Source organism: Aquimarina intermedia (assembly GCF_008124785.1).
Taxonomy (GTDB): domain Bacteria; phylum Bacteroidota; class Bacteroidia; order Flavobacteriales; family Flavobacteriaceae; genus Aquimarina; species Aquimarina intermedia.
Genome location: NZ_VNHU01000005.1, coordinates 189,901 through 214,000, shown reverse-complemented (window position 1 = coordinate 214,000; position 24,100 = coordinate 189,901). Strand labels below are relative to the sequence as shown.

24 protein-coding genes are annotated in these 24,100 nt (G+C 35.7%); 18 read left to right on the top strand and 6 right to left on the bottom strand.

The annotated features are described in order from the left end of the window. Nucleotides 1-36 precede the first annotated feature (36 nt). Complete coding sequence (locus tag BD809_RS09435) at nucleotides 37-1,791, top strand: M14 family metallopeptidase (protein ID WP_148782786.1); 1,755 nt, start codon at nucleotides 37-39, stop codon at nucleotides 1,789-1,791. 3 nt (nucleotides 1,792-1,794) lie between these two features. Here the strand turns inward: BD809_RS09435 and BD809_RS09430 are convergent, their stop codons facing one another. Then, nucleotides 1,795-2,391 (bottom strand): NUDIX hydrolase, encoded by a 597-nt coding sequence (locus BD809_RS09430; protein WP_148782717.1) that lies wholly within the window; start codon nucleotides 2,389-2,391, stop codon nucleotides 1,795-1,797. Nucleotides 2,392-2,398: 7 nt separating this feature from the next. Between BD809_RS09430 and pyrE the strand changes: the two genes are divergently transcribed. Both pyrE and BD809_RS09420 read left to right on the top strand, forming a co-directional pair. Then, nucleotides 2,399-3,049, top strand: coding sequence for an orotate phosphoribosyltransferase (gene pyrE, locus BD809_RS09425; RefSeq protein WP_148782716.1), 651 nt, complete (start codon nucleotides 2,399-2,401; stop codon nucleotides 3,047-3,049). A 7-nt stretch (nucleotides 3,050-3,056) separates the two neighbouring features. After that, nucleotides 3,057-3,449, top strand: coding sequence for an SRPBCC family protein (locus BD809_RS09420; protein ID WP_148782715.1), 393 nt, complete (start codon nucleotides 3,057-3,059; stop codon nucleotides 3,447-3,449). A gap of 53 nt (nucleotides 3,450-3,502) precedes the next feature. Here the strand turns inward: BD809_RS09420 and BD809_RS09415 are convergent, their stop codons facing one another. Beyond that, complete coding sequence (locus BD809_RS09415) at nucleotides 3,503-4,234, bottom strand: biotin--[acetyl-CoA-carboxylase] ligase (protein WP_148782714.1); 732 nt, start codon at nucleotides 4,232-4,234, stop codon at nucleotides 3,503-3,505. Nucleotides 4,235-4,324: 90 nt separating this feature from the next. Here BD809_RS09415 and rsfS point away from each other — a divergent pair, with 90 nt between their 5' ends. From rsfS to BD809_RS09385, 6 genes are all read left to right on the top strand, one after another. Then, the gene (gene rsfS / locus BD809_RS09410; protein WP_148782713.1) at nucleotides 4,325-4,696 is read left to right on the top strand and encodes a ribosome silencing factor; all 372 of its coding nucleotides are present in this window, start codon (nucleotides 4,325-4,327) and stop codon (nucleotides 4,694-4,696) included. Between the two features lie 14 nt (nucleotides 4,697-4,710). Then, a complete protein-coding gene (gene ftsH, locus BD809_RS09405) occupies nucleotides 4,711-6,660 on the top strand; it encodes an ATP-dependent zinc metalloprotease FtsH (protein ID WP_148782712.1) in 1,950 nt (649 codons plus the stop codon). Between the two features lie 239 nt (nucleotides 6,661-6,899). Beyond that, a complete protein-coding gene (locus BD809_RS09400) occupies nucleotides 6,900-7,388 on the top strand; it encodes an LUD domain-containing protein (RefSeq protein WP_317130864.1) in 489 nt (162 codons plus the stop codon). Nucleotide 7,389: 1 nt separating this feature from the next. Beyond that, the gene (locus BD809_RS09395; protein WP_148782710.1) at nucleotides 7,390-8,193 is read left to right on the top strand and encodes a phosphatidate cytidylyltransferase; all 804 of its coding nucleotides are present in this window, start codon (nucleotides 7,390-7,392) and stop codon (nucleotides 8,191-8,193) included. Continuing rightward, a complete protein-coding gene (locus BD809_RS09390) occupies nucleotides 8,183-8,830 on the top strand; it encodes a phosphatidylserine decarboxylase family protein (RefSeq protein WP_148782709.1) in 648 nt (215 codons plus the stop codon). The genes BD809_RS09395 and BD809_RS09390 overlap by 11 nt, the downstream gene beginning before the upstream one ends. Before the next feature lie 4 nt (nucleotides 8,831-8,834). Further along, nucleotides 8,835-9,107, top strand: coding sequence for an acyl-CoA-binding domain-containing protein (locus BD809_RS09385; protein WP_148782708.1), 273 nt, complete (start codon nucleotides 8,835-8,837; stop codon nucleotides 9,105-9,107). An 89-nt stretch (nucleotides 9,108-9,196) separates the two neighbouring features. Here the strand turns inward: BD809_RS09385 and BD809_RS09380 are convergent, their stop codons facing one another. After that, nucleotides 9,197-11,830, bottom strand: a complete 2,634-nt coding sequence (locus tag BD809_RS09380; protein ID WP_148782707.1) for a valine--tRNA ligase — start codon at nucleotides 11,828-11,830, stop codon at nucleotides 9,197-9,199. 126 nt (nucleotides 11,831-11,956) lie between these two features. Here BD809_RS09380 and BD809_RS09375 point away from each other — a divergent pair, with 126 nt between their 5' ends. Next, nucleotides 11,957-12,337: a DUF1573 domain-containing protein gene (locus BD809_RS09375; protein WP_148782706.1), complete on the top strand. Its 381-nt coding sequence runs from the start codon at nucleotides 11,957-11,959 to the stop codon at nucleotides 12,335-12,337. A 47-nt stretch (nucleotides 12,338-12,384) separates the two neighbouring features. On the opposite strand, the gene BD809_RS09370 is transcribed toward BD809_RS09375, so the two are convergent. After that, nucleotides 12,385-13,752, bottom strand: a complete 1,368-nt coding sequence (locus BD809_RS09370; protein ID WP_148782705.1) for an aspartyl protease family protein — start codon at nucleotides 13,750-13,752, stop codon at nucleotides 12,385-12,387. Between the two features lie 96 nt (nucleotides 13,753-13,848). Here BD809_RS09370 and BD809_RS09365 point away from each other — a divergent pair, with 96 nt between their 5' ends. The 4 genes from BD809_RS09365 to BD809_RS09350 all read left to right on the top strand — a co-directional run bounded on the left by BD809_RS09365 (nucleotide 13,849) and on the right by BD809_RS09350 (nucleotide 17,113). Next, complete coding sequence (locus tag BD809_RS09365) at nucleotides 13,849-15,045, top strand: pyridoxal phosphate-dependent aminotransferase (RefSeq protein WP_148782704.1); 1,197 nt, start codon at nucleotides 13,849-13,851, stop codon at nucleotides 15,043-15,045. Between the two features lie 17 nt (nucleotides 15,046-15,062). After that, complete coding sequence (gene murB / locus BD809_RS09360; protein WP_148782703.1) at nucleotides 15,063-16,076, top strand: UDP-N-acetylmuramate dehydrogenase; 1,014 nt, start codon at nucleotides 15,063-15,065, stop codon at nucleotides 16,074-16,076. Between the two features lie 229 nt (nucleotides 16,077-16,305). Next, nucleotides 16,306-16,518, top strand: coding sequence for a membrane or secreted protein (locus BD809_RS09355; protein WP_148782702.1), 213 nt, complete (start codon nucleotides 16,306-16,308; stop codon nucleotides 16,516-16,518). 25 nt (nucleotides 16,519-16,543) lie between these two features. After that, the gene (locus BD809_RS09350) at nucleotides 16,544-17,113 is read left to right on the top strand and encodes an RNA polymerase sigma factor (protein WP_148782701.1); all 570 of its coding nucleotides are present in this window, start codon (nucleotides 16,544-16,546) and stop codon (nucleotides 17,111-17,113) included. Between the two features lie 11 nt (nucleotides 17,114-17,124). Here BD809_RS09350 and BD809_RS09345 read toward each other — a convergent pair whose 3' ends face one another. Continuing rightward, a complete protein-coding gene (locus tag BD809_RS09345) occupies nucleotides 17,125-17,358 on the bottom strand; it encodes a hypothetical protein (RefSeq protein ID WP_148782700.1) in 234 nt (77 codons plus the stop codon). Between the two features lie 201 nt (nucleotides 17,359-17,559). Here BD809_RS09345 and lipA point away from each other — a divergent pair, with 201 nt between their 5' ends. From lipA to BD809_RS09330, 3 genes are all read left to right on the top strand, one after another. Continuing rightward, nucleotides 17,560-18,432, top strand: a complete 873-nt coding sequence (lipA, locus tag BD809_RS09340; RefSeq protein WP_148782699.1) for a lipoyl synthase — start codon at nucleotides 17,560-17,562, stop codon at nucleotides 18,430-18,432. 26 nt (nucleotides 18,433-18,458) lie between these two features. Beyond that, entirely contained in the window at nucleotides 18,459-19,463 is a 1,005-nt protein-coding gene (gene gap / locus BD809_RS09335) for a type I glyceraldehyde-3-phosphate dehydrogenase (RefSeq protein ID WP_148782698.1), read from the top strand. 99 nt (nucleotides 19,464-19,562) lie between these two features. Continuing rightward, nucleotides 19,563-21,716: a tetratricopeptide repeat-containing hybrid sensor histidine kinase/response regulator gene (locus tag BD809_RS09330; RefSeq protein WP_170251842.1), complete on the top strand. Its 2,154-nt coding sequence runs from the start codon at nucleotides 19,563-19,565 to the stop codon at nucleotides 21,714-21,716. 74 nt (nucleotides 21,717-21,790) lie between these two features. Here the strand turns inward: BD809_RS09330 and lpxK are convergent, their stop codons facing one another. After that, on the bottom strand, nucleotides 21,791-22,807 hold the full coding sequence (gene lpxK, locus BD809_RS09325; RefSeq protein WP_317130863.1) for a tetraacyldisaccharide 4'-kinase: 1,017 nt from the start codon (nucleotides 22,805-22,807) through the stop codon (nucleotides 21,791-21,793). A gap of 197 nt (nucleotides 22,808-23,004) precedes the next feature. On the opposite strand from lpxK, the gene BD809_RS09320 reads away from it, so the two are divergent. Continuing rightward, nucleotides 23,005-24,099: a Nif3-like dinuclear metal center hexameric protein gene (locus BD809_RS09320; protein WP_148782697.1), complete on the top strand. Its 1,095-nt coding sequence runs from the start codon at nucleotides 23,005-23,007 to the stop codon at nucleotides 24,097-24,099. Nucleotide 24,100: the final 1 nt, after the last annotated feature.

Genomic DNA, 24,100 nt, shown 5'->3' with positions numbered 1-24,100 from the left:
AAATCTTTTTATCTTTATCCAATAATTCAGAAATTCATGGACAATACACGTTTCAATTCAGTTTCCTTACTAGTTTTCATAGTATTCACGAATATTATATCTTTTTCTTCACAAAGTCAAACCACATCATATCAAACGCTTTTTGAAAGAAGTGAAGGCATGGAAACTCCCACGTATCCCGAAGTTATTGAATTTTATCAAAAGTTAGCTGACGATTTCAAGGAAATTGAAATAAAAGAGATGGGTATCACAGATAGTGGTCATCCCTTGCACCTAATTATTTATGCTGCAGACGGTAATTTTAGTTTTGAAAAGCAAAGAAAAAACAAGAACGTCCTTTTAATCAATAATGGAATCCATCCCGGAGAAAGTGATGGGATAGATGCTACGATGCTTTTATTTAGAGATCTTGCTCTTAAAAAAAATGAGATCCCAAAAAATACCGTCATAGCTACGATTCCTGTGTATAATATTGGAGGCGCATTGAATCGCAATTCAGGCACACGTACGAATCAAAACGGCCCCAAAGCATATGGTTTTAGAGGGAATGCACGTAATTATGATTTGAATCGTGACTTCATCAAGAGCGATACTAAGAATGCAATCGCTTTTACCGAAATTTTTCATAAAGTCCAACCGGATGTTTTTATAGACAATCATGTTAGTAACGGAGCTGATTATCAATATATCTTAACCCATTTATTTACTCAGCACAACAAACTTGGGGGTGCATTAGGCGATTACTTGTTAAAGAGTTTCCAACCACAACTAGAGACATCCCTGCAAGCCAAAAAATGGGATATTACTCCTTACGTCAATGTATGGGGTACTACTCCGGATAAAGGATTTTCACAATTCATAGACCATCCCCGTTATTCCACAGGGTACACAGCGTTATGGAATACGCTAGGCATGATGGTAGAGACACATATGCTAAAGCCTTATAAAGATCGTGTGCTGGGAACCTATGAATTAATGAAATCTATGCTACAAATCATTGAAAAAGATGGTGCAAAAATTAAAGAGTTAAGAGCCCGTGCTTTTGATCAAATTGGAGCCTTAAAGAAATACCCGGTACAATGGGAGCTTGACACTACCAAGTCGTCCAAATTACAATTCAAAGGATATAAAGGTGACATGATACCCAGCGAGGTAACCGGTCAAAATCGCTTAAAATATTATAAAAACAAACCCTATGTTAAAGAAGTGGTCTATCAAAATTATTTTAAACCGGCCGAGAATATTTTGATCCCTAAAGGATACATCATCCCAAAAGGTCAGTGGGAAATCATTGAAAAATTACAACGCAATCAAATTAAACTTAAGGAGTACCAAAAAGACACCACGTTGATTGCTGAAATATATTATATAAAGAGCTTTACTACTAAAGATAGCCCTTATGAAGGTCATTATTTGCATGCCAACACCAAAGTCACACCAAGTATTCAACAAGTACAAGTGAATCAAGGCGACTTTTATGTTAGCACGAATCAAGAAGGAATACGCTACGTATTAGAGACCTTGGAGCCGGAAGCTATAGATTCTTTTTTTAACTGGAACTTTTTTGATAGCATTCTTCAACAAAAGGAAGGTTTTTCTCCTTATGTATGGGAAGATAAAGCCTTGGAAATACTAAAGGGTAATAAAGAGCTGCAAGCAGCATTTGATCACAAGAAAGAGGATACTGCTTTTGCCAAAAACTGGTACTCACAATTAGATTGGCTACATAAGCAGTCCAAACATTACGAAAAAGCACATAAACGCTATCCTATCTATCGTATTTTGAAGTAAAGCTTACGAAAGGTATTCGTGAGAAAATAATTCACGAATATTAGCATAGGAGTTTTGCAATGCTTTTTTGGCTTTTTTTGCATCCTTCCACTTCACCTTTTTAATGCCTTCATCAATTTGAGGCGTTAATGGGCCATCGTATTCTGTTTTCATTTCAAACCAATAGGTAACTTTTAAACGATATTCGTCATTACGCTTAAAAACATGAAAGGTTTTATAGAGAAATTTTGTTATTTCAAGATCCTTAACCCCAGTTTCCTCTTCTACTTCTCGAATAGCAGTGGTCTCCATATCTTCCTTTTTCTCCGATTTACCTTTTGGAAGGTCCCACTTTCCATTTCTGCGAATAAATAATATCTCTTTACTATCATTATAAACTTTACCACCACCAGCGAGCACCACAGGAAGTTTAGTGTACAAGTGGTCAATTAGTTTTTCTTGATTTTTATGATATAGGTGAAATTTTAGCTTGTCATCCTTCAAAATTTTAAGAATCAAATCATTAAAATCGACCTCTTTTATAGGAATTGTAGTATAATCCTGAACAGCCTTTTTGGTAGAAAGAATAATTGGGGTATTATTCACAAAAACTTTATACATTTGCACTATGATTTTTGATAAAAATACAGCAAAAAAAACCGCTGAATTATTGTTGCAAATTAATGCAATAAAATTACAACCACAAGAACCATTTACATGGGCTTCGGGATGGAAATCTCCTATCTATTGCGACAACAGAATAACTCTTTCTTATCCATTGATACGCAATTACTTAAGAGAAAATTTAGCGAAATTTATAGAAGATAAATATGGTAAACCCGATGTAATCGCCGGTGTTGCCACGGGTGCTATTGGAATTGGTATGCTTGTTGCAGAACAGCTAAATCTTCCTTTTATCTACGTACGCCCCGAAGCTAAAAAGCATGGAAGAAAGAATCAAATTGAAGGAATTGTACCTTCTGGAAAGACCGTAGTAGTAGTCGAAGATTTGATTAGTACCGGTCAAAGTAGTCTCAACGCGGTTAAAGCTTTGCGGGAATGTAATGCGCATGTCAAAGGAATGGTTGCGATTTTTAATTATGGATTCGATATTGCCGTTCAAAATTTCCAAACTGCCGAATTGAACTTACATACTCTAAGCAATTACGACAACCTATTAGAACAGGCGTTAGACACAAACTACATAAATAAAGAACAACACCAAACCTTGCAAAGCTGGAAAAAAGATCCGGCTTCATGGAGTCCAGTAACCTTATAATTATCATATGAATTTAGAAAGTCCTACGGTTACCGTAGAAAAAAGCCCTGCAGAAGTCTACCAATTTTTAACGCAAGTTGAAAACTTTGAGAAAATAATGCCGGAAAGCATTCAGAAATTTGAAAAATTGAGCGATTCAAGGTTTTTATTTCAACTTAAAGGCATGCCCGAAATAGTACTGGAACAAAAAGAGAGTACAGCTTCTTCTCAAGTAGTTTTAGGTGCGGCAAGTGATAAGCTTCCATTTACCTTAACAGCAAACATTAATGAAGTAGCACCCGGTAAAAGCACTACACAGTTATTATTTGAAGGGCAATTTAACGCTATGATGGGGATGATGATTAAGAATCCAATTCAAAAATTTATCAGTACACTGAGCGAAAATTTAAGCAAGATCTAAGTACCATACATATAAATGAGGCAGCTTCTATATGACCATAGTTGCTGCCTTTTTTAATAAACAAACTTCAACTCTTTGAGATCATAGGTTTCAATCTCATTGTCCTCGACAAGCAATTGCAATTTACCCGAACTATCAACCCCTTGAATGATACCAACAAATGATCCTTTAGAGGGTGCTGTAAACATAGAAGGCTTGTCTTTTCTAAAAAGCTTTGCCTCGTAGGCTTCTTTTATAAGGTGAAATTTTGTTGTCTTCAGCATTTTAAAACGGTAGACTATCTTTTTTAATAAAATATCCAAAATTTCTTCCACTTCATACCGAATTCCCAAAATAGCACGTATCGAACCTGCCTGTGGAAGATTCTTAAAGGACAGTTGATTAATATTAAGGCCAATTCCGATAATCACGCCTTGCAACCTGTCATTACGTATACTGTTTTCGATTAAAATCCCGCAAACCTTCAACTTGTCTGACAGAATGTCGTTTGGCCATTTTATGGTAAGTTTAGGTAAGGAAATCTCACGTAAGGTGTCATAAATTGCTAAGGCTACAACCATCGAAACATTAAACTGCTCCTTAATGTTAAGATCCTCACATGGCATAAACACGCTAGTAGTCAAATTTTCTCCTTTCTCACTTTGCCAAGTCGTTCCCATTTGACCCCTTCCGGCTAATTGTTCATTTGTAAAGACACAGGTAGGTTCGGTCAACGCGTTGTCCCGAATTAAATCACGCAAAAACGAATTTGTTGACTCAATGGCATCAACTTTGATTATATGCATATAAAATGGTGTGAAAGTTTTATAAATGTTCCTTTAATACGAACATAAAAATCATAAAAAATAATAACTTTACACAAATTAAAAAAATGCATGAGTAAAAAAGAAATAAACTCTGATGAATTAATTGCTCAAATAATAAAAGGCATAGAAGAGGTAAAAGGAAATGATATTGACATCCTTGATTTAAGAGAAATTGAAAACACCGTTTGTGACTACTTCGTAATTTGTAATGGTACCTCCAATACTCAAGTTAATGCTATTGTAAGCTCAATTCAAAAAATAGTTAGTAAAGCACTTAAAGACAAACCCTGGCATATTGAAGGAAGTGAAAATGCTGAGTGGGTACTAATGGATTATGTGAACGTTGTAGTTCATGTTTTCCAAAAACATATTCGAGAATTTTATGATATTGAAGGCTTATGGGGAGACGCAAAGACCACTTCAATTCAAACTAAATATTAAAAGACTAAGCATACATGGCTAAAGAAAATAAAAAAATGGAACCTAATAAAAAACCGAAATTTAGTGCATACTGGATTTACGCTATCATTATAGTCGGTTTTTTAGCATTGAATTTTATGGGAGGTAGTGGGTGGAACTCCGCTCCTAAGACTACGACTTCCAATTTCCAAGAGTTTTTGCGTAATGGCGAAGTAGACAAAGTTGTCATTTTAAATCGTCGTGATGCAAAAGTATATTTAACACAAGAGGCTAAATCTCTGGAAAAACATCAAAGCAAGAAAAATAAATCCCTTCTCCCTTCTACTGCAAATGAACCCGATTATCAATTTGAGTTTGGAGATCTTCAAAACTTTGAAAATCAAATAGCCAAAATCAAAAGTGAAAAAGGGCTGGAAACACAGGTTATTTACGATACCGAGAATAATTTCTGGGGAGAAATTTTAATTACTTTACTTCCTTTTGCGCTGATCATTGGAGTATGGATTTTTATCATGCGACGAATGAGTGGTGGCGCGAGTGGTGGCGCCGGTGGTCAGATCTTTAATATTGGAAAATCAAAGGCTAAGCTTTTTGATCAAAATACGGACGTTAAAGTTTCTTTTAAGAACGTAGCCGGACTTGAAGGTGCAAAAGAAGAGGTTGAAGAAATCGTAGATTTCTTGAAAAACCCTGATAAGTACACTTCGTTAGGGGGTAAAATACCGAAGGGAGCATTATTAGTTGGACCTCCTGGAACAGGAAAAACCTTATTAGCTAAAGCTGTTGCTGGTGAAGCAAAGGTACCGTTCTTCTCCTTATCAGGATCTGACTTCGTTGAAATGTTTGTGGGTGTAGGTGCCTCAAGAGTACGTGACTTATTTAAGCAAGCTAAAGAAAAATCTCCTGCAATTATCTTTATTGATGAGATTGATGCTATTGGTAGAGCTCGTGGAAAAAGCAATTTTTCCGGATCTAATGATGAACGAGAAAATACACTGAATCAATTGTTAACAGAGATGGATGGTTTTGGAACCAATACCAATGTTATTGTAATTGCAGCTACCAACCGGGCGGATGTTCTTGATAAAGCTTTAATGCGAGCAGGACGTTTTGACCGTCAAATCTATGTGGATTTACCAGACGTTAGAGAACGTAAAGAAATTTTTGAGGTGCATTTAAAACCTCTAACTAAGCTTGAAGAAGAGCTGGATACTGAATTTTTAGCTAAACAAACTCCGGGATTCTCTGGGGCAGATATAGCCAATGTTTGTAACGAGGCCGCGTTAATCGCAGCGAGAAAAGGCAAGGCTGCCGTTGGAAAACAAGATTTCCTTGACGCAGTGGATCGAATTGTAGGTGGGTTAGAGAAAAAGAACAAAATCATAACACCAGACGAAAAACGCGCTATTGCTTTTCATGAAGCTGGTCACGCAACCGTTAGCTGGATGCTCGAACATGCTGCTCCACTGGTTAAAGTAACTATTGTTCCAAGAGGTCAATCTCTGGGAGCTGCTTGGTATTTACCAGAAGAGCGTCTTATTGTAAGACCTAACCAGATGTTGGATGAAATGTGTGCCACCTTGGGCGGTAGAGCTGCAGAAAAGGTTATTTTTAATGAAATTTCTACAGGAGCTTTGAGTGATTTGGAAAAGGTCACAAAACAAGCGCGTGCAATGGTTACTATTTATGGACTTAACGATAAAGTAGGAAATCTTACCTATTACGATTCCTCAGGACAAAGTGAATATAATTTCACTAAGCCATATAGTGAACAAACCAGTGAATTGATCGATAAAGAAATTTCTAATATAATCGAGGAGCAATATCAACGTGCTATCGAACTGCTGGAGAATAATAAAGACAAACTGACTGAACTAGCTGAAGTATTGCTAGAGAAAGAGGTTATTTTTAAAGACAACTTAGAAAAGATATTTGGTAAGCGACCTTTTAACAATAAAGAGGAAGTAATCACCGAACCTTCTTAAATATATATTATTTTTTACTAGTATCATGAAAATCTTAACCCAACGGAAACGTTTAGGTTAAGATTTTTTTTATCTTTGGTTTCAACGTCAATAAAAATCCCAATTAGCAGTTACCAATGAGTCTATTTAGAAAACTTTTTTTTTCAAAATCTAAATCAGACCAAAAGAATAAAGAAAGACACATAGAAGATCGCAGCAAGTACATGCCCGAGATTAATCTTCCAATAGACGAAAGTTTCATGATAAACTTTAAAAGAAATGGAGGAAAATTTTTATACTGTGATAATGAAAATGAAATTCTAGATTCTTTTGACAAAATTCTATTAGAAAATGATTGGTATGAAAAAGACGTTTGTTGCTTTGATATCGGATTAGAACATAGGTTTTCAAATTTTAATCTGAATTTCACCAAAAACATGTCTGCGTCCTTCTTTTTTGCGACCTGTGAATATCTTATCTCTGATAGTGGCTCTATATTAGTTTCATCTAATCAACTTAAGGAAAAGAAGTTACCCGAACTCCCTGATAATTTTATTATTTTTGCTTCAACAAGCCAGCTGGTAACAAGTATCGGAGAAGGCCTTAAAGGCATCAAACAAAAGAACCGAAAATCCATTCCCTCCAATATTACAACCATTAAAAACTTCGAAACGCAAAAAGAAAAAGACTTCTTAAGCTACGGAAGTAGTTCAAAAAATCTATATTTGCTGCTTCTGGAAGATTTATAACATGAAGGAATTGCTCACAAGATCTTTATCGGGATTCTTATACATTTCGATCTTACTGTTTTCTATTTTTATTTCCAAAGAAACTTTCGTTGGTGTTTTTTTTGTTTTCGGACTTATTTGTGTTTATGAATTTCAAAAATTAATACACCTCAAGAACAAATGGTTGTATGTGATATTTACCGTGCTAATTCTGGTTGTCAATTTTACGACCATACATCCTTATTTCCTGTATTTTCTGCTTACCGCAACGGTTTTGACTGAATTGTTATTGGTTCGAGATTTATTGATCATACGAATCATACCAATGTTTGAAAAGAAAAAATACATGACCAGTATTTTTTACTTAATAACGGCGATTGCATTCTTAACCATGATCCCTACATTTAGAGGAGAATACGAACCCTTTATCGTTGCCGGATCTTTTTTTATCATGTGGACTAATGATACGTTTGCCTATCTAGTAGGAAAAAACTTCGGAAAACATAAGCTCTTGGAACGAATCTCACCGAATAAAACCATCGAAGGTTTTGTCGGCGGTATGTTTTTTGGGTTAATCGCAGCAGTAATTATTGCGCTCTCCACACAAACATTATCTCTCGTAATTTGGTTGTTTATCAGTCTAATATTGAGTATTTTTGGAACTTTAGGAGACTTGATACAATCAAAGTTTAAAAGACAGGCAGGTGTTAAGGATAGTGGTTCGATAATGCCCGGACACGGAGGCATTTTTGACCGCCTAGACAGTATCATATTCGCCAGCCCATTTTTATTTGTTTTCTTACAATTATTACAATATGTTTCATAAAGAAGGTTTTAAAATAATATCAGTAGCCCTAGTAATTTTTCTAGGTATTAATGTAGCTTCATATGTTGCTCTACAGCTTCCTGAACTGCAATTAGCTATTCTTATTATAAGTTCTGTATTTTTACTTTTAATACTTCAGTTTTTTAGAAATCCTAAACGTACCACCTCTCTTAGCGATACTTCGGTTGTATCGCCTGTAGATGGAAAAGTTGTGGTGATTGAAGAAGTATTTGAAAAAGAATATTTCAATGAGAAAAGACTGCAAGTCTCCATATTTATGTCTCCTATTAATGTTCACGTAACGCGACATCCTATTGGTGGCGAAGTTGTTTTTAGCAAATATCACCCTGGAAAATTTCTTGTAGCTTGGCATCCAAAATCGTCAGAAGAGAACGAAAGAACCACGGTCGTAGTCAAAAACAACAGTGTTGAAATTTTATATCGTCAAATTGCCGGAGCTTTAGCTAAGCGTATCGTTAATTATGCGGTTCCGGGCGAAAAAGTGGCACAAGGATCTGATAGTGGTTTCATCAAATTCGGATCCAGAGTTGATGTCTTTTTACCGATTGGAACTAAAGTAAACGTAAGCTTAAATCAAAAGGTACGTGGTGGAGAAAGTGTTATAGCTACTGTATAAGACCATGAATGACGAAGATCTAGATATTGCTTTTGAGAAAGCCTTCACCAAGGCCAGCAATACAAAGCTAAAACTTCCTACGGATATAATGCTGCATTTGTATGCACATTATAAGTTAGCGACTCATACCAAGGGATTTTACACCCCATCTGGAACCAGTGAACTTCGTAATGCTTTCAAACTAAATGCCTTGTTTCAGGTTAAGCATCTATCACAAAAGGAAGCAAAACTTAAATATATTGCTTTAGTAGATCAGTATATTACAGATATGAAATAAGCTACAGTTAATTCAAATAAAAAATAAGGCTTGATTTTAAAATCAAGCCTTATTTTTTATTTGAATATGTTTATGATAATAGTTACAATCTATGATTGCAAACTTGCTAAACTGGATTTTAAGGTAGCAATCTTAGCTTCTGCATCCGCCTCTTTCTTACGTTCATTTGTAATTACTTGTTCAGGAGCGTTGTTTACAAAACGCTCATTTTGAAGTTTTTTCTGAACTGATTTCAAAAATCCTTCCGTATATTTCAATTCTTCTTGTAGCTTATTAATCTCCTCATCCACATCAATAGCACCAGAGATAGGTATAAAATATTCATTAGACTTAACTCGGAACGACAAAGCACCATCTACTTTCTCTGTAACATAATCAAGATCAGAAATATTACCCATTTTTTTAATAACACTGTCAAATGTAGTAGTAAGTTTACCACTATTAAGTACAGATAAAGTGATCGCATCTTTAAAAGAAATATTTTTTTCTTTACGCACTGTACGTATCCCTGATATCACTTCTTTTGCTACCTCAAAGTTCTCAATCAATTCCTTATCTATATCTGTCATTGTAGGCCATGAAGCTATAATAAGCGCTTCATCCGTATTTCTAACTCCGATCTGTTGCCAAATCTCTTCTGAAATAAAAGGTACAAAAGGATGCAAAATCTTTAAATTTTCTTCTAAAATTTTTAGAATGGCATCGTAGGTTTTTTTGTCGATTGGCTTACCAAATTCTGGCTTTACCATTTCTAATAACCAACTACAAAAATCATCCCATATCAATTTATAGGTTGTCATGAGCGCATCACTCATTCGATATTTTGAATAATGATCTTCAAGCTCTGCCAATGCTGCCTGAAACTTAGCAGTATACCAATCAATTGCAAGTGCAGATGCCGCAGGCTGATCGATTGTAGAGTCAACCTCCCACCCTTTGATTAACTTAAAGGCATTCCAAATTTTATTTACAAAACTACTTCCTTGTTTACATAACTCCTCATCGAACATCAGATCATTTCCCGCAGGTGAACTCAATAACATCCCCACACGAATACCATCAGCTCCATACTGATCTATAAGATGTAAAGGATCCGGAGAATTTCCGAGAGATTTTGACATTTTACGACGTTGTTTATCTCGTACGATTCCTGTCAGATACACATTGGTAAAAGGTTTTTCTTTTCTATATTCATATCCCGCAATGATCATCCTAGCCACCCAGAAAAATAAAATTTCAGGCGCAGTAACCAGATCATTTGTTGGATAGTAATAGTTTATTTCTTCATTATCCGGTTCTAAAATACCGTTAAATACACTCATCGGCCATAACCAAGAAGAGAACCAAGTATCCAGTGCATCAGGATCTTGAGTCAAGTCTTCGCTTCTTAAATCTGCATTACCCGACTTTTCTTGGGCTAATTGTAGTGCAGCTTCTTTTGTTTCAGCCACTACAAAATCTTCCTTTCCATCACCATAAAAGAAAGCAGGAATTTGATGTCCCCACCATAATTGCCTTGAGATATTCCAGTCTCTTACGTTCTCCATCCAATGGCGGTAAGTATTAACGAACTTTTCAGGTACTAGATTTACTTCTTTATCTAAAACCGCGTCGAGGGCAGGTTGTGCAAGATCTTTCATTTTTAAGAACCACTGATCGCTCAATTTTGGTTCAATAACCGCTTTAGTTCTTTCACTTGTACCCACCTTGTTCATGTGAACTTCAGTTTTTAACAAGGCTCCTATAGCTTCGAGATCTTTAATGATTTCCTTACGAACTATGAAGCGATCTTTTCCTTCGTATTGTAATCCATTCTTATTCAAAGTAGCATCATCATTGAAAATATCAATCACCTCAAGATTGTGCTTATCTCCTAACACTTTATCATTTTGATCATGAGCCGGAGTCACTTTTAAACAACCTGTACCGAACTCAATATCAACATACTCATCTTCAATAATTGGAATGGATCGATTAACTAATGGAATAATAGCCTTTTTCCCCTTAAGATGCGTAAAGCGAGTATCATCGGGATGTACACAAATCGCAGTATCCCCCATGATGGTCTCAGGTCGGGTAGTAGCGATTGTTAAAACCTCATCGCTGCCCTCCACTGTGTAGTTCAGGTAATACAGATTACCTTGTTTTTCTTCATAGATAACTTCTTCATCAGACAAGGTAGTTTTGGCTTCGGGATCCCAATTAACCATTCTGTACCCACGGTATATCAACCCTTTGTTATACAAGTCAACAAAAACTTTGATTACCGATTCAGACAAATTGTCATCCATGGTAAATGCGGTACGTTCCCAGTCACAAGATGCCCCTAGTTTTTTTAATTGTTCTAGAATTATCCCACCGTGCTTATGCGTCCACTCCCATGCGTGCTCCAGAAACTGCTCTCTTGTAAGGCTATTTTTATCAATACCCTCTGCTTTGAGTTTTGCCACAACTTTTGCCTCTGTAGCAATCGATGCATGATCCGTACCCGGTACCCAGCAGGCATTGTAGCCCTTAAGACGAGCTCTTCTGATCAAAACGTCCTGAATGGTGTTATTCAACATATGTCCCATATGCAACACTCCTGTCACATTGGGCGGAGGAATAACGATGGTATATGCTTCACGTTCATCAACTTCAGAATGAAAATAATTATTTTTCATCCAGTAGTCATACCATTTTTCTTCGACTGCTTTTGAGTCATACTTTCCAACTGGAATCATACTTTGGTGTGGTTTTTGAATTTTAGATTGCAAAAGTAATTATTATAAACGACAACTTGAAAGTCTTTTGCTATTTTGAAGTTGCGTAAAAAGTAAGTACTTTTACGTTTAATAAAAACCTACATTATGAAAAGAATGATGCTAATTTTATTTGTTGGCGTACTGAGTACAACCCTTAATGCTCAGGATACCAAAGCTCAAATAGAATTTAAAACAGACGTTGTTGATTATGGAGAAATAATGAAAGGAAGTGATGGTATTCGTAAATTTGAGTTTACAAATACTGGTAATGCTCCTTTAGTTATCTCTAGAGTATATTCAAGTTGCGGATGTACGATTCCTAAAAAACCTGAAGGGCCAATTGCTCCGGGTGCCACAGGAATAATCGAAGTAAAGTATGACACTAAACGAGTAGGACCCATTCGTAAAACAATAACAGTGTATTCTAATGCAGAAGAGGGCACAAAAGCTATTAAAATAAAGGGAACGGTTCTAGATGAATCTTAAAATATTTAAAAACATAACACTAAGGCTCTTCATCGAAGGGCCTTTTTTTATTCAATCACCTTTTTCAGGAAAAAGGAGTAATTCAACCGAACCCCTGCTCTATCTATAACTATTCTGATACGTTTTCCTTCTTTATTGAAAAATAAGTTATTGATTTCCTCTAACTGGTATTCATATGCATTTTTACCATTAATACTGAGTATTCTATCGCCTCGTTTCAAACCGGCATGAGCAGCAGGAGATCCGGGTCTCACGTTTACTATTTCAAAATTAGGCTCCATACTGTAACGGTAGCCAAAGGTATAATCAATCACAATAGCATTGTTTGCTTTTTGTCCTGATCGGATACGTTCTGGTTTTATCTTATCTTCTCTGGTATACACTTTGGTTAACCGTTCACCAGCATGCTCCACTGTGATACCACTCATGTTATAATGGAAGGGTTGCTTAAAAAACCTATTTTTTCTGAATGAAATTTTTTGATCTGGATAATCCACTATCAAATCAAATCTTTTTAATACACCACCACCTAGCGACCCTTGCCGTTGAAGTGTGGAAATTCCTTGTATATACACGCTATCCGGAAAAGAGGCTGTAACACGTTTCATGGTGAATTTTCCAATATGTAACGCCTTAATCTTAGAGCGAGCACCATGGATATCGCCATTAAATCCTTTTCCTAAAAATTCTCTGTAAGAATCCTCTGGCACCTTTATACCCAGCGTCTTATTTTCAAACAGCCACAACGCAGACCCAGAACCCGAGTCTATCAATAAGTTGAGATCAATTCTTTTATCTACACCATATTGTGCCTTGATATATGGTCGCACACCATTGTTAAAATCCAAAGAAGTCTGATAACACTTTCTGCATTTTTTGGCTACGTATGCTTTAGGGTTTGAAATTTTGATCACTTCTTTGGAGTATTTGAGATCTACAATAAAATTTTTAAAAAAATCATACCCTATAATACCATGAATAGGAAATCCCATTCGCGGAGAGAAATCAATAGTTTCATCGAATATCAAATAAACAGTGTGATTGGCACTAATCGCATCCCCTATTTCCAAAGTATTACCGGTTGATTTGATAGCTTCGACCGGTTCTCCATCTCCTAAACCTCTAAGATAAATTTTTGTAGCATTACTAAGTTGTAATTTTTTGTCATCTCCCAGACTGAAAATAATCGTAGAACTCACACCCGTATCAAGAATAAATGAAAGCTCTTCCCCATTAACACTTACAGGTATTACTATCAAGTTATTTGCTAACTTAAAATTTAACTTATCGCTTTCAACCCCTGGACGAAGCTTAAAAATATTCTCTCCCCCATTTTGTTGTGAAGTGACTATGCTTATACCAAAAAGAATCAAAAAAATCAAACATCCTCTACGTAAATCTAAAAATACTATCATTTAACGTACAATTTAACAAAATGATCGAAAAAAAATATCTTTTTGAGCTTCTTTTCATAAATAAACAGGAAATTTACCCAACCAAAAATTACAAGCATGCCTTCAATCTCCAAAAAGGGTATCCAAATGCCCGAATCTCCTATACGCAAACTTGCGCCCTATGCAGAACGAGCCGTAGACGACGGGAAGCAAATTTTTCACCTCAACATTGGCCAACCGGATATAAAAACCCCACGACTTGCTCTAAACGCTATACGCAATCATTCCTTAGAAGTTCTTTCTTATAGTGAATCAAGTGGCTTTAAAAGTTTTAGAGATAAGATAGCCTCCTATTATAAAACTTTAGATGTCGATGTGATTTCAGATGACGTAATAATTACCACCGGTGGCAGTGAAGCCCTTCTATTTGTTATGGGATGTATTGGCGATATAAATGACGAAATAATAATCCCAGAACCTTTTTACGCCAATTACAAAAGTTTTGCTATACAATCAAACATTCATATAATAACCATCACCTCAACGATCAATGACGATTTTTCACTTCCTGATATTAAAGAATTTGAACGATGTATTACTTCTAAAACAAAAGCAATTCTCATCTGTAACCCAGGTAATCCTACCGGCCATTTGTACTCCAGAGAAGAAATAAATCAATTAGCTCAACTTGCTAAAAAGTACGATTTATTCTTAATAGCTGACGAAGTATACCGCGATTTTGTTTATGACGACAGCCGGCATTATTCAGTTCTTGAACTTAATGATATGAATGAGCATACCATAGTAATTGATTCTGTATCCAAGAGATATAGTATGTGTGGGGCAAGGATAGGATGGTTGATTAGTAGAAATAAAACTTTGCTTGCCACTGCCACCAAATTTGCCCAAGCAAGATTGAGTCCTCCTACGTTAGCTCAAATAGCAGCTGAAGCAGCTTTTGATACTTCTATCGCTGACACTAAAGAAACGGTTGCAAAATATAAAAAGAGAAGAGACACTCTCATTCAGGGACTTGAGCAAATTGATGGGGTGATCGTATCAAAACCAAAAGGAGCATTTTATTGTATTGCAGAACTTCCTGTTGATAACACTGAAGATTTCACTCGGTGGTTGCTTGAGCATTTTTCGGTTAATAATCAAACCGTGATGTTGGCTCCGGCCGCTGGCTTTTACGCTAATGAGAAATTAGGAAAAAAACAAGTTCGTATTGCATACGTGTTAAATCGTCGAGATCTTTTACAATCAATTCATATCTTGCGACTCGGATTACAAGCCTACAATAAGAAAAAATAAAATTTTACTAAATAGCTGTGAGTATCATACATAATAAATCCCTCAAGCCCTTCAACACTTTCGGTATTGACGTACAAGCACAAGCATATCAACGTATAGATAGTGAAGAAGAACTAATCAGTACTTTAATTAATTATAAAGATGCCCCACTATTTGTCTTGAGTGGCGGCAGTAATATGCTATTAACTAAAAACATAGATGCACTGGTACTACATATTGCTATTGAAGGGATAGCAACCGAATTGGAATCAGCTAATACAATCTTAGTTACTGCAAAGGCTGGTGAGAATTGGCATGAGTTTGTACAGTTTTGCATACGTAATAATTACGGCGGCCTAGAAAATCTATCGCTCATTCCGGGGTATGTTGGTAGCGCGCCTATACAAAATATAGGAGCCTATGGTACCGAGTTAAAAGACACATTTGTCTCATGTAAAGCTATCGAAATAAAAACCGGTTTAATTAAAGAATTCAGGAATTCTGAATGTGCATTTGGGTATCGAAGTTCCATTTTTAAAACTACACTAAAAGACACACATATTATAACTGAAGTCACCTTCAGACTGACAACTAATGATCATAAGGTAAATACCTCTTATGGTGCAATTCAAGAATTACTTGCAAAACACACCGTTACAGCGCCTACTCCTAAGGATGTCGCAGAGGCCGTTATTGCAATAAGAAAAAGTAAATTACCCGATCCACAGAAAATTGGAAACAGCGGAAGTTTCTTTAAGAACCCGGTGGTTACTCAAGAAACCTTTACAAAGCTAAAAATTAAATATCCCGAAATACCCTCCTATCAGGTTACCAAAGATCAAATAAAAATTCCTGCAGGATGGCTTATTGAAAAATCCGGCTTTAAAGGAAAACGTTGGGGTGATGCAGGCGTTCATGAAAAGCAAGCGTTGGTATTAGTTAATTATGGGAATGCAACAGGATTGGAAATCCTTGATCTTTCAAAAAGAATAAAAAAAGAGATAAAAGATAACTTCGGCATAGAATTGGAAACAGAAGTCAATATTATATAAAATACCTTCAATACACGGTAAACCGTGTGAAGGTATTTTATGGACTAACTCAAATAAAAAAATCACAATTAAGTGATTAAACTAAAGATAATCAATATTTTACAAACACAACTACTTCATCTCCTTAAAACTTCGTTAAGATACATACTAGCATTCGTTTAAATTATAATTCTGCTATTGCACCTTTTATATTCTTCGTATATTTGCAGTTCATTTTAAAACATCATTTATGAAACTTCTACTACTCACTATTGGCTTATTGTTACTAGCTGTTTCTGGCATTGCCATAAAACTGTGGGCAAAAAAAGACGGGAAATTCGCAGGTACATGCGCTAGTCAAAGTCCATTTTTGAATAAAGAAGGTGAGAACTGCTCAATGTGCGGTAAAACTCCTGATCAGTATGCCTCTTGTAGTGAATCAGAAGCTTCTAACAAAGCTTAATTCATCCAGATTTAAATTTATATAATTGAGTCAAGACTCTCAACTTCTTTTACACCATATACAAAGCGCTAAGGACGGAAAACAAATTTCTTTTAACTACCTTCTTAACACGTTTTGGAATCCAGTATACTTTTTTCAGTTAAAACGGGTAAAAGATGAATATGAAGCTGAAGAGATTACCATTCAGACTTTTTCTAAAGCTTTCGACAGAATTGAAACCTTCGATGAACAGTATAATTTTCAAACATGGTTGATTCAAATATCAAAAAACATTCATGTTGATTTACTGCGAAAGAAAAATGCATCTATCAGATCGCAAACTACAACTGAAGCAGATGATACAGTATACAAGATCGCCGATGATAATCCTTCACCGGAAGACAAGTTAATAACAGAGCAAAATTTAGCACAACTTTTACGCTTCATAAAACAATTAAAACCGCACTATCAAGAAGTTATCAATCTACGGTACTTTCAAGAATTGAGCTATAAAGAAATTGCACTAACGCTCGGTGAATCTATTAACAACGTAAAAGTTAAGTTAATGCGTGCTAAAAAATTGCTTTCTGAAATTATTACAGATCAAAAAAAATAGGTCGGAAGACCTTATCTCAAACCAAAAGAAGTTATTGATTTCAAAATTTCATGCAGAGGAGCTATCCATTTATCATGAATTATTTTATCATACTTTATGAATTTTTGTATAAGGCCTTTGGGTGCAGAAATTTCCTTTTCTATAGCTGTGATGTTGATATAGTTTTGATTTTTTAGTAACCAACGTTCAACACGTTTTCTATCATTAGTTTTAGTTACCCGTGTATTATATAATTTTCGTGACATGCAGTACTGATGATTTGGTTATATAAATAACTTTGTTTTACTCCAAAAATTTTGCTTTAACTTAATTTTAACGCTATTTTTTTTAAAACCTTTACTAAACCAACTGAATATCTTCCTGACCCAAAATCACTTTTTGCAACTTTCTGTAGAAGTTGACAGTATTCAACTCAATCTTTGTATTTTTGTATAAAATATGTGCGAATGAATTCAAATGCTGCAACAGTTGCCCCACCGAAAGGAAAACCAAAATGGTTACGTGTTAAGCTTCCTACAGGAAAAAAATATACAGAACTACGAAGTATCGTAGATAAATATAAACTTCATACGATTTGTACCTCAGGTAGTTGTCCAAATATGGGAGAATGCTGGAGTGAAGGTACTGCTACTTTTATGATTCTTGGAAACACCTGCACACGTTCGTGCGGTTTCTGCGGGGTAAAAACAGGAAGACCTGATACCGTAGACTGGGCAGAACCGGAAAAGGTTGCACGTTCGATTAAAATAATGAATATTAAACATGCCGTTATTACTTCTGTAGATCGCGATGATTTACAGGATGGAGGCTCCATTATCTGGGCAGAGACGATAGAGGCCATAAGACGAATGAATCCATCCACAACGCTGGAAACCCTGATCCCTGATTTTCAAGGTAAAACCAAAAATATTGATCGAATAATAGCTGCTAACCCTGAGGTTGTTTCACATAACATGGAAACAGTAAAGCGCTTGACACGAGAGGTTCGTATACAAGCAAAGTATGAGCAAAGCCTGGAAGTACTTAGGTATTTAAAAGATCAGGGCATCGGAAGAACAAAAAGCGGAATCATGCTTGGATTAGGAGAAAAAGAAGACGAGGTAATTCAAACATTACATGATTTGCGAGCAGTTGGTCTGGATATTGTGACCATAGGTCAATATCTGCAACCAAGTAAAAAACATTTACCCGTTAAGCAATTTATAACACCGGATCAGTTTAAGAAATACGAAGAGGTAGGCTTAGATTTAGGTTTCAGACATGTGGAAAGTGGTGCTTTGGTACGTTCCTCATACAAAGCTCAAAAGCATTTAACATAGCATTGTCCGCCCTTACAAATTGAACTATGAATAAACCTATACGAATTGCAATCAACGGTTTTGGTAGAATTGGACGAAATCTTTTTAGATTAGTATACGATAATCCTGCCATCGAAGTTGTTGCGATCAATGATCTTGCCGATGGTATAACCCTTGCCCATCTTTTAAAGTATGACAGTATACACGGAGTACTGCCATATCCAGTTTCTTATAAACAGAATGCTATTGTGGTTGGTAATAAAGTTACTTCATTATCACATATTGCAAGTCCCGAAGATTGGAATTGGAAAGGGTATGACATTGATATTATTGTAGAGGCCACTGGGAAATTTAAAACCTATGAACAGCTAGTCAAACACATTCATGCAGGAGCTAAAAAAGTAATCCTATCATCACCACCGTCAGATGATGTTACGAAAACTGTTGTTCTAGGTGTTAACGAACATATTCTTGATGGCTCAGAGCTTATAATCTCTAACGCCTCATGCACAACTAATAATGCAGCACCGATGATTAAAGTGATTGATGAACTTTGCGGTATTGAACAGGCGTATATAACTACTGTCCATAGCTATACTACTGATCAAAGTCTCCATGACCAGCCCCATCGTGATTTGCGCCGAGCGAGAGCAGCAGGACAATCAATCGTTCCAACAACAACAGGAGCCGCGAAGGCATTAACTAAGATTTTTCCGAATTTACGTGATGTTATTGGAGGCTGTGGCATAAGAGTTCCTGTCCCGGATGGTTCTTTAACTGATATTACCTTCAATGTAGCTCGAGAAACCTCTATAGAAGAAATAAACGCTGCTTTTGCTAAAGCCGCTAACACAACGCTAAAAAACATTCTGGAATATACAAAAGACCCCATTGTCTCTATCGACATCATTGGTAATACACATTCTTGTGTTTTTGATTCGCTAATGACTTCGGTCATCGGAAAGATGGTAAAAATCATTGGTTGGTACGACAACGAAATAGGGTATAGCAGTAGAATAATTGATTTAATTACTCACATTTCTAAGAAATAACTATATTAGTCATGATATTTTATAAAAATGCCAGCCCTACTTAAAACACTTTTCGTCAGCATTACTTGTATTATCTGGTCGTCGACACAGTCACAAACTATGGATTATACAGTTTTTAATGACGCCATCAATGACTCTATAGAAAATTATCTACAAGAGGCATCGTTCTCTATTAGTCAAGCACAACTACAAAGCGCTTTAGCAAATATAACCTTGGCTCGTGAACTAGCATTAAATACTCAAAACAGGATGTATCGTGCTAAAACCAGTAGAGTGTTAGCTGAATTATATTTTGAACTAGGTGATCTGAAAAAGGCTGAAGAGCAAATAAATGATGCTATTAAAATTCAACAAGAGGAAAATAATGAAATAGCACTCGCCTACTCTTATAATATTTACGGCTCCATTCTGACCAAGCTTGAAAGGTACAGCCAATCAAAAAAGCAACTGGATTATGCTGCTGAATTGATCAAAAAGAACGGTATTAAAAATCTGGAAGGCCCGGTTCGACTTAATCTAGGACTTTTGGCGTTATCAAATAATAACCCGAAGCTTGCGATCAATCATTTTAATTCTGGTTTACCTATTATCAATTCTCTGCAACAACATTACTATAAGGCTAAACTTTATACAAATAAGGCGCGCGCTCAACTTGCGCTCAACTTAATTGATGAGGCCAAGAAAACTAATGATCTTGCGATGCAAATCGGAGAAGAAAGGGGATATTCTGAGATACGTTCAGAATGTTTTGAGCTCTATAGTGAAATTTATGAAAGAAAAAAAGACTTTGCAACCTCTTTAGTGAACCTAAAAGCACATCAAAAGTTCAAAGACTCTCTTTTCAATATCAATAAGGAAATAATAGCACAAGAAGCCGGAGCCAAATTAGATCTGAACGATAATAATGTTCTAATTGAAGAATTAACCGAAGAAAATATACAGCAACAAAAGTCGTTAAAGCTTGGGCGACTAACTACTATCTTAAGCATTGCACTAATTACAATTTTATCCCTACTCACCCTTTCGCTGTATAAAAACAACAATTTAAGAGCTAGAGCTAATGAGCTTCTTCAAAATAAAAACACCGAATTAATCTTAGCCAAAGAGAATGCGGAACGTGCCAGTGAAGCAAGAGTACAATTTTTATCGACCATCACACACGAACTAAGAACTCCTTTATATGCAGTAACCGGGTTAACTCATCTACTTTTAGAAGAAAGTCCCACACCTAATCAAAAAGAGCATCTGAATTCTTTAAAGTTTTCTGGCGAATACCTGCTTTCACTTATCAATAACATTCTTGATTTAAACAAACTTGAAGCAAATAAAGTTGAATTAGAAAGCACTTCGTTTAATCTTCAAAAAAGAATCAATGATGTTTTAATTGCATTGGGCAAATCAGCCAGTGACAGAAATAACACATTACACTATGAATTTGACAGTACTATTCCTGCAAAGTTAAAAGGAGATCCTCTTAAAATTTCTCAGATCTTAATTAATTTGATCGGAAACTCGATAAAATTTACACAAAGTGGAGATATTTGGATTCGTGTCAAACTTATAAACAGGATCGATTGCAGAGTATATTTAAATTTTGAAGTTGAAGATAATGGGGTTGGAATTTCTGAGAAGAAACAACAGTCGATTTTTGAGAATTTTACTCAGGGCTCTGTTCAAATAAACAGAAAATTCGGAGGCACCGGTCTGGGATTATCTATAGTCAAAAATCTATTAGCCTTAATGGATAGCGAAATTACACTTGAGAGTCAATTAGGCAAAGGTTCCAAGTTTATGTTTGATCTAAAATTTGACGTATATCAAGACGAAACTACCGATATTAAAAATGAAGCCAAAAAGCTTGATTATGATATTTTAATCAATAAAAGAGTTTTAGTAGTCGAAGACAACAAAATAAACCAATTAATTACACGGAAAATTTTAGAAAAAAATCAAATTATCTGTGAGGTTGCAGATAATGGAGATATTGCGGTACAAAAAACCAAAAACGGTAATTTTGACCTTATTTTAATGGATATTCATATGCCGGGGATTAGTGGTATCGAAGCAACCAAGCAAATTCGACTTTTTGATACCGAAATTCCAATAATTGCACTTACAGCAGTAACGTTGGATGATAATCTTGATGAGTTTTACAAAAACGGATTTGACGATATAATCCCGAAACCCTATAAAACAGAAGAATTTTTTCTAAAATTGCACAAAGCATTCTCCAAAAAACAAATCACCTCCTGAGATATGCACAAGTTTTAAGCTAAAAGCAATAGAGCTGCTTTAATAATAGCTGTCATTTACAAAACTCTTATAACCTATAATTGATTAATAAGATACTCCCCTATTATCTTATCAAAATTTTCTTTTTGGTCTATAAACGATACTTCTATAGGCTGATAGAATAATGTTTCCGGACTTAGACGCTTTTTTAAACGTACATAATCCTTTTCAGTGGTTATGATCAATCCTCTTTCTTTAAAGTCGTCAATATCGGTAGCAGTAAAATTATAATGATCCGAAAATGATATATGTTGAAATTTGAGACCTAAATTCATATAATAATCAACCAAAGGCTTAGGATTCGCTATACCCGTAATCAATGTGAAGCTACTATCTTTCAAATTCTCTAGATCTAATGTTGCTTGCGCGCTCATTAACTGTGAACCATACGCAATAGATGTGAAAAACACCCTTTGATGTGATTTAACTTGAAGACGCTGAGTAATTTGCTCTCGTTCCTGAATTGATATATCAGGTGGGCATTTTGTAACCACAATAATATTTGCTCGATCAGCACCACTACGAGGCTCCCTCAAATTACCAGTTGGCAAGACTATATCATCTACATACATCTGATAATAAGTAGTTAACAAAATATAGAATCCTGCCTTTACTTTACGATGTTGATATGCATCATCAAGTAGAATTACATCGGGTGGATGCACTTGCGTTCTCAGCATTTCAATTCCCTGCTGTCGATTCGCATCCACTGCCACCAGTACATCCCTAAATTTGAGCTTAAACTGCAAAGGCTCATCTCCAATTTCCTCTGCACTATGGGATGTGCGCACTAATTGGAAACCGACTGTGCTTCTTTTATACCCTCTACTTAAGGTTGCAACAGTACACCGCTCTTTAAGCAATCTTATAAGATATTCGATCATTGGCGATTTGCCCGTACCACCAACACTCAGATTCCCTACTGCAATTACAGGAAAATTATAAGATTTTGATTTTTTGATTCCCGCATCATATAACTTATTACGTAACCAGGTAATGAAGTAATAAGCAGGCACAAAAGGATAAAGTAATTTTCGTAAAGTTTTCATCATGTAACAGCACTAAGGCTTCAAAAATATAGATTCTTACTATCGTATTCCTTACGAAAGTATCACATTTTACCAACAACACTAAAAAAATAAGCGACCTTTGATAAGTTATGAAAGATTTTTACTTTTAAAAACAAGTATTCTAATTAAAATAATGCTTAGATAATTTATACAAAACAGCACACATTAAATATACACAGATGAAAATAAAGCAGGTCATTGAACATCTTGACTCCTTATCCCCATTGCACTACGCAGAAGATTTTGATAATGTTGGATTGCTCGTAGGATCAACTGATACTAAAGTAACAGGAATTCTGGTGACGTTGGACACCTTAGAATCTGTAGTAGATGAAGCGATTGATAAAAACTGTAATCTTATCGTAAGTTTTCATCCAATAGTATTCAAAGGGCTAAAAAAATTCAATGGTCAAACCTATGTGGAGCGGGTGATTCAAAAAGCAATCAAATATGATATTGCCATTTTTGCCATTCACACCGCCTTAGATAATGCTAGAAACGGTGTCAATGACATGATCTGTGAGCAACTTGATCTTATCAACAGACAAGTGTTACTTCCACAAAAAGCTACGATCAAAAAATTAACAACTTATGCACCAGAAAATGAGATTGATCAAATTAAGCAAGCGTTGTTCAAAGCAGGAGCAGGAACTATTGGCAACTACGAACATTGCAGCTTTACTACCTCGGGAATCGGAAGTTTTAAACCTCTCGAAGCTACAAACCCTACAGTTGGTGCTATAGGTGCTACACATAGCGATAAGGAAATTCAGCTACAGATCACCTATCCCACGCACCTTGAAAGCAATATTCTCAGCGTGCTTTTCACAACTCACTCGTATGAAGAAGTAGCATACGAAATCCTCACACTTGAAAACACGAATCAACATATCGGTATGGGTATGCTAGGGACCTTAAAAGAGCCTATGTTAGAGAGTGATTTTTTACACCACATAAAGCAGACTTTTAATGCAGGATGTGTTCGTCATTCAAAATTATTAAATAAACCTATTCAAAAGGTAGCTGTATTGGGCGGAAGTGGTAGTTATGCGATTAAAGCTGCTATTCGGGCAAATGCTGACATATTTATTACAGCGGACATGAAATACCATCAGTTCTATGAAGCTGAAGAACAATTAATTATTGCAGATATTGGCCATTACGAAAGCGAACAGTTCACAAAAAATCTAATTGTTAGTTATCTTAGAAAAAAAATCAGTAATTTTGCCATCATTTTATCGGATATAAACACCAATCCAATTCAATACATATAAT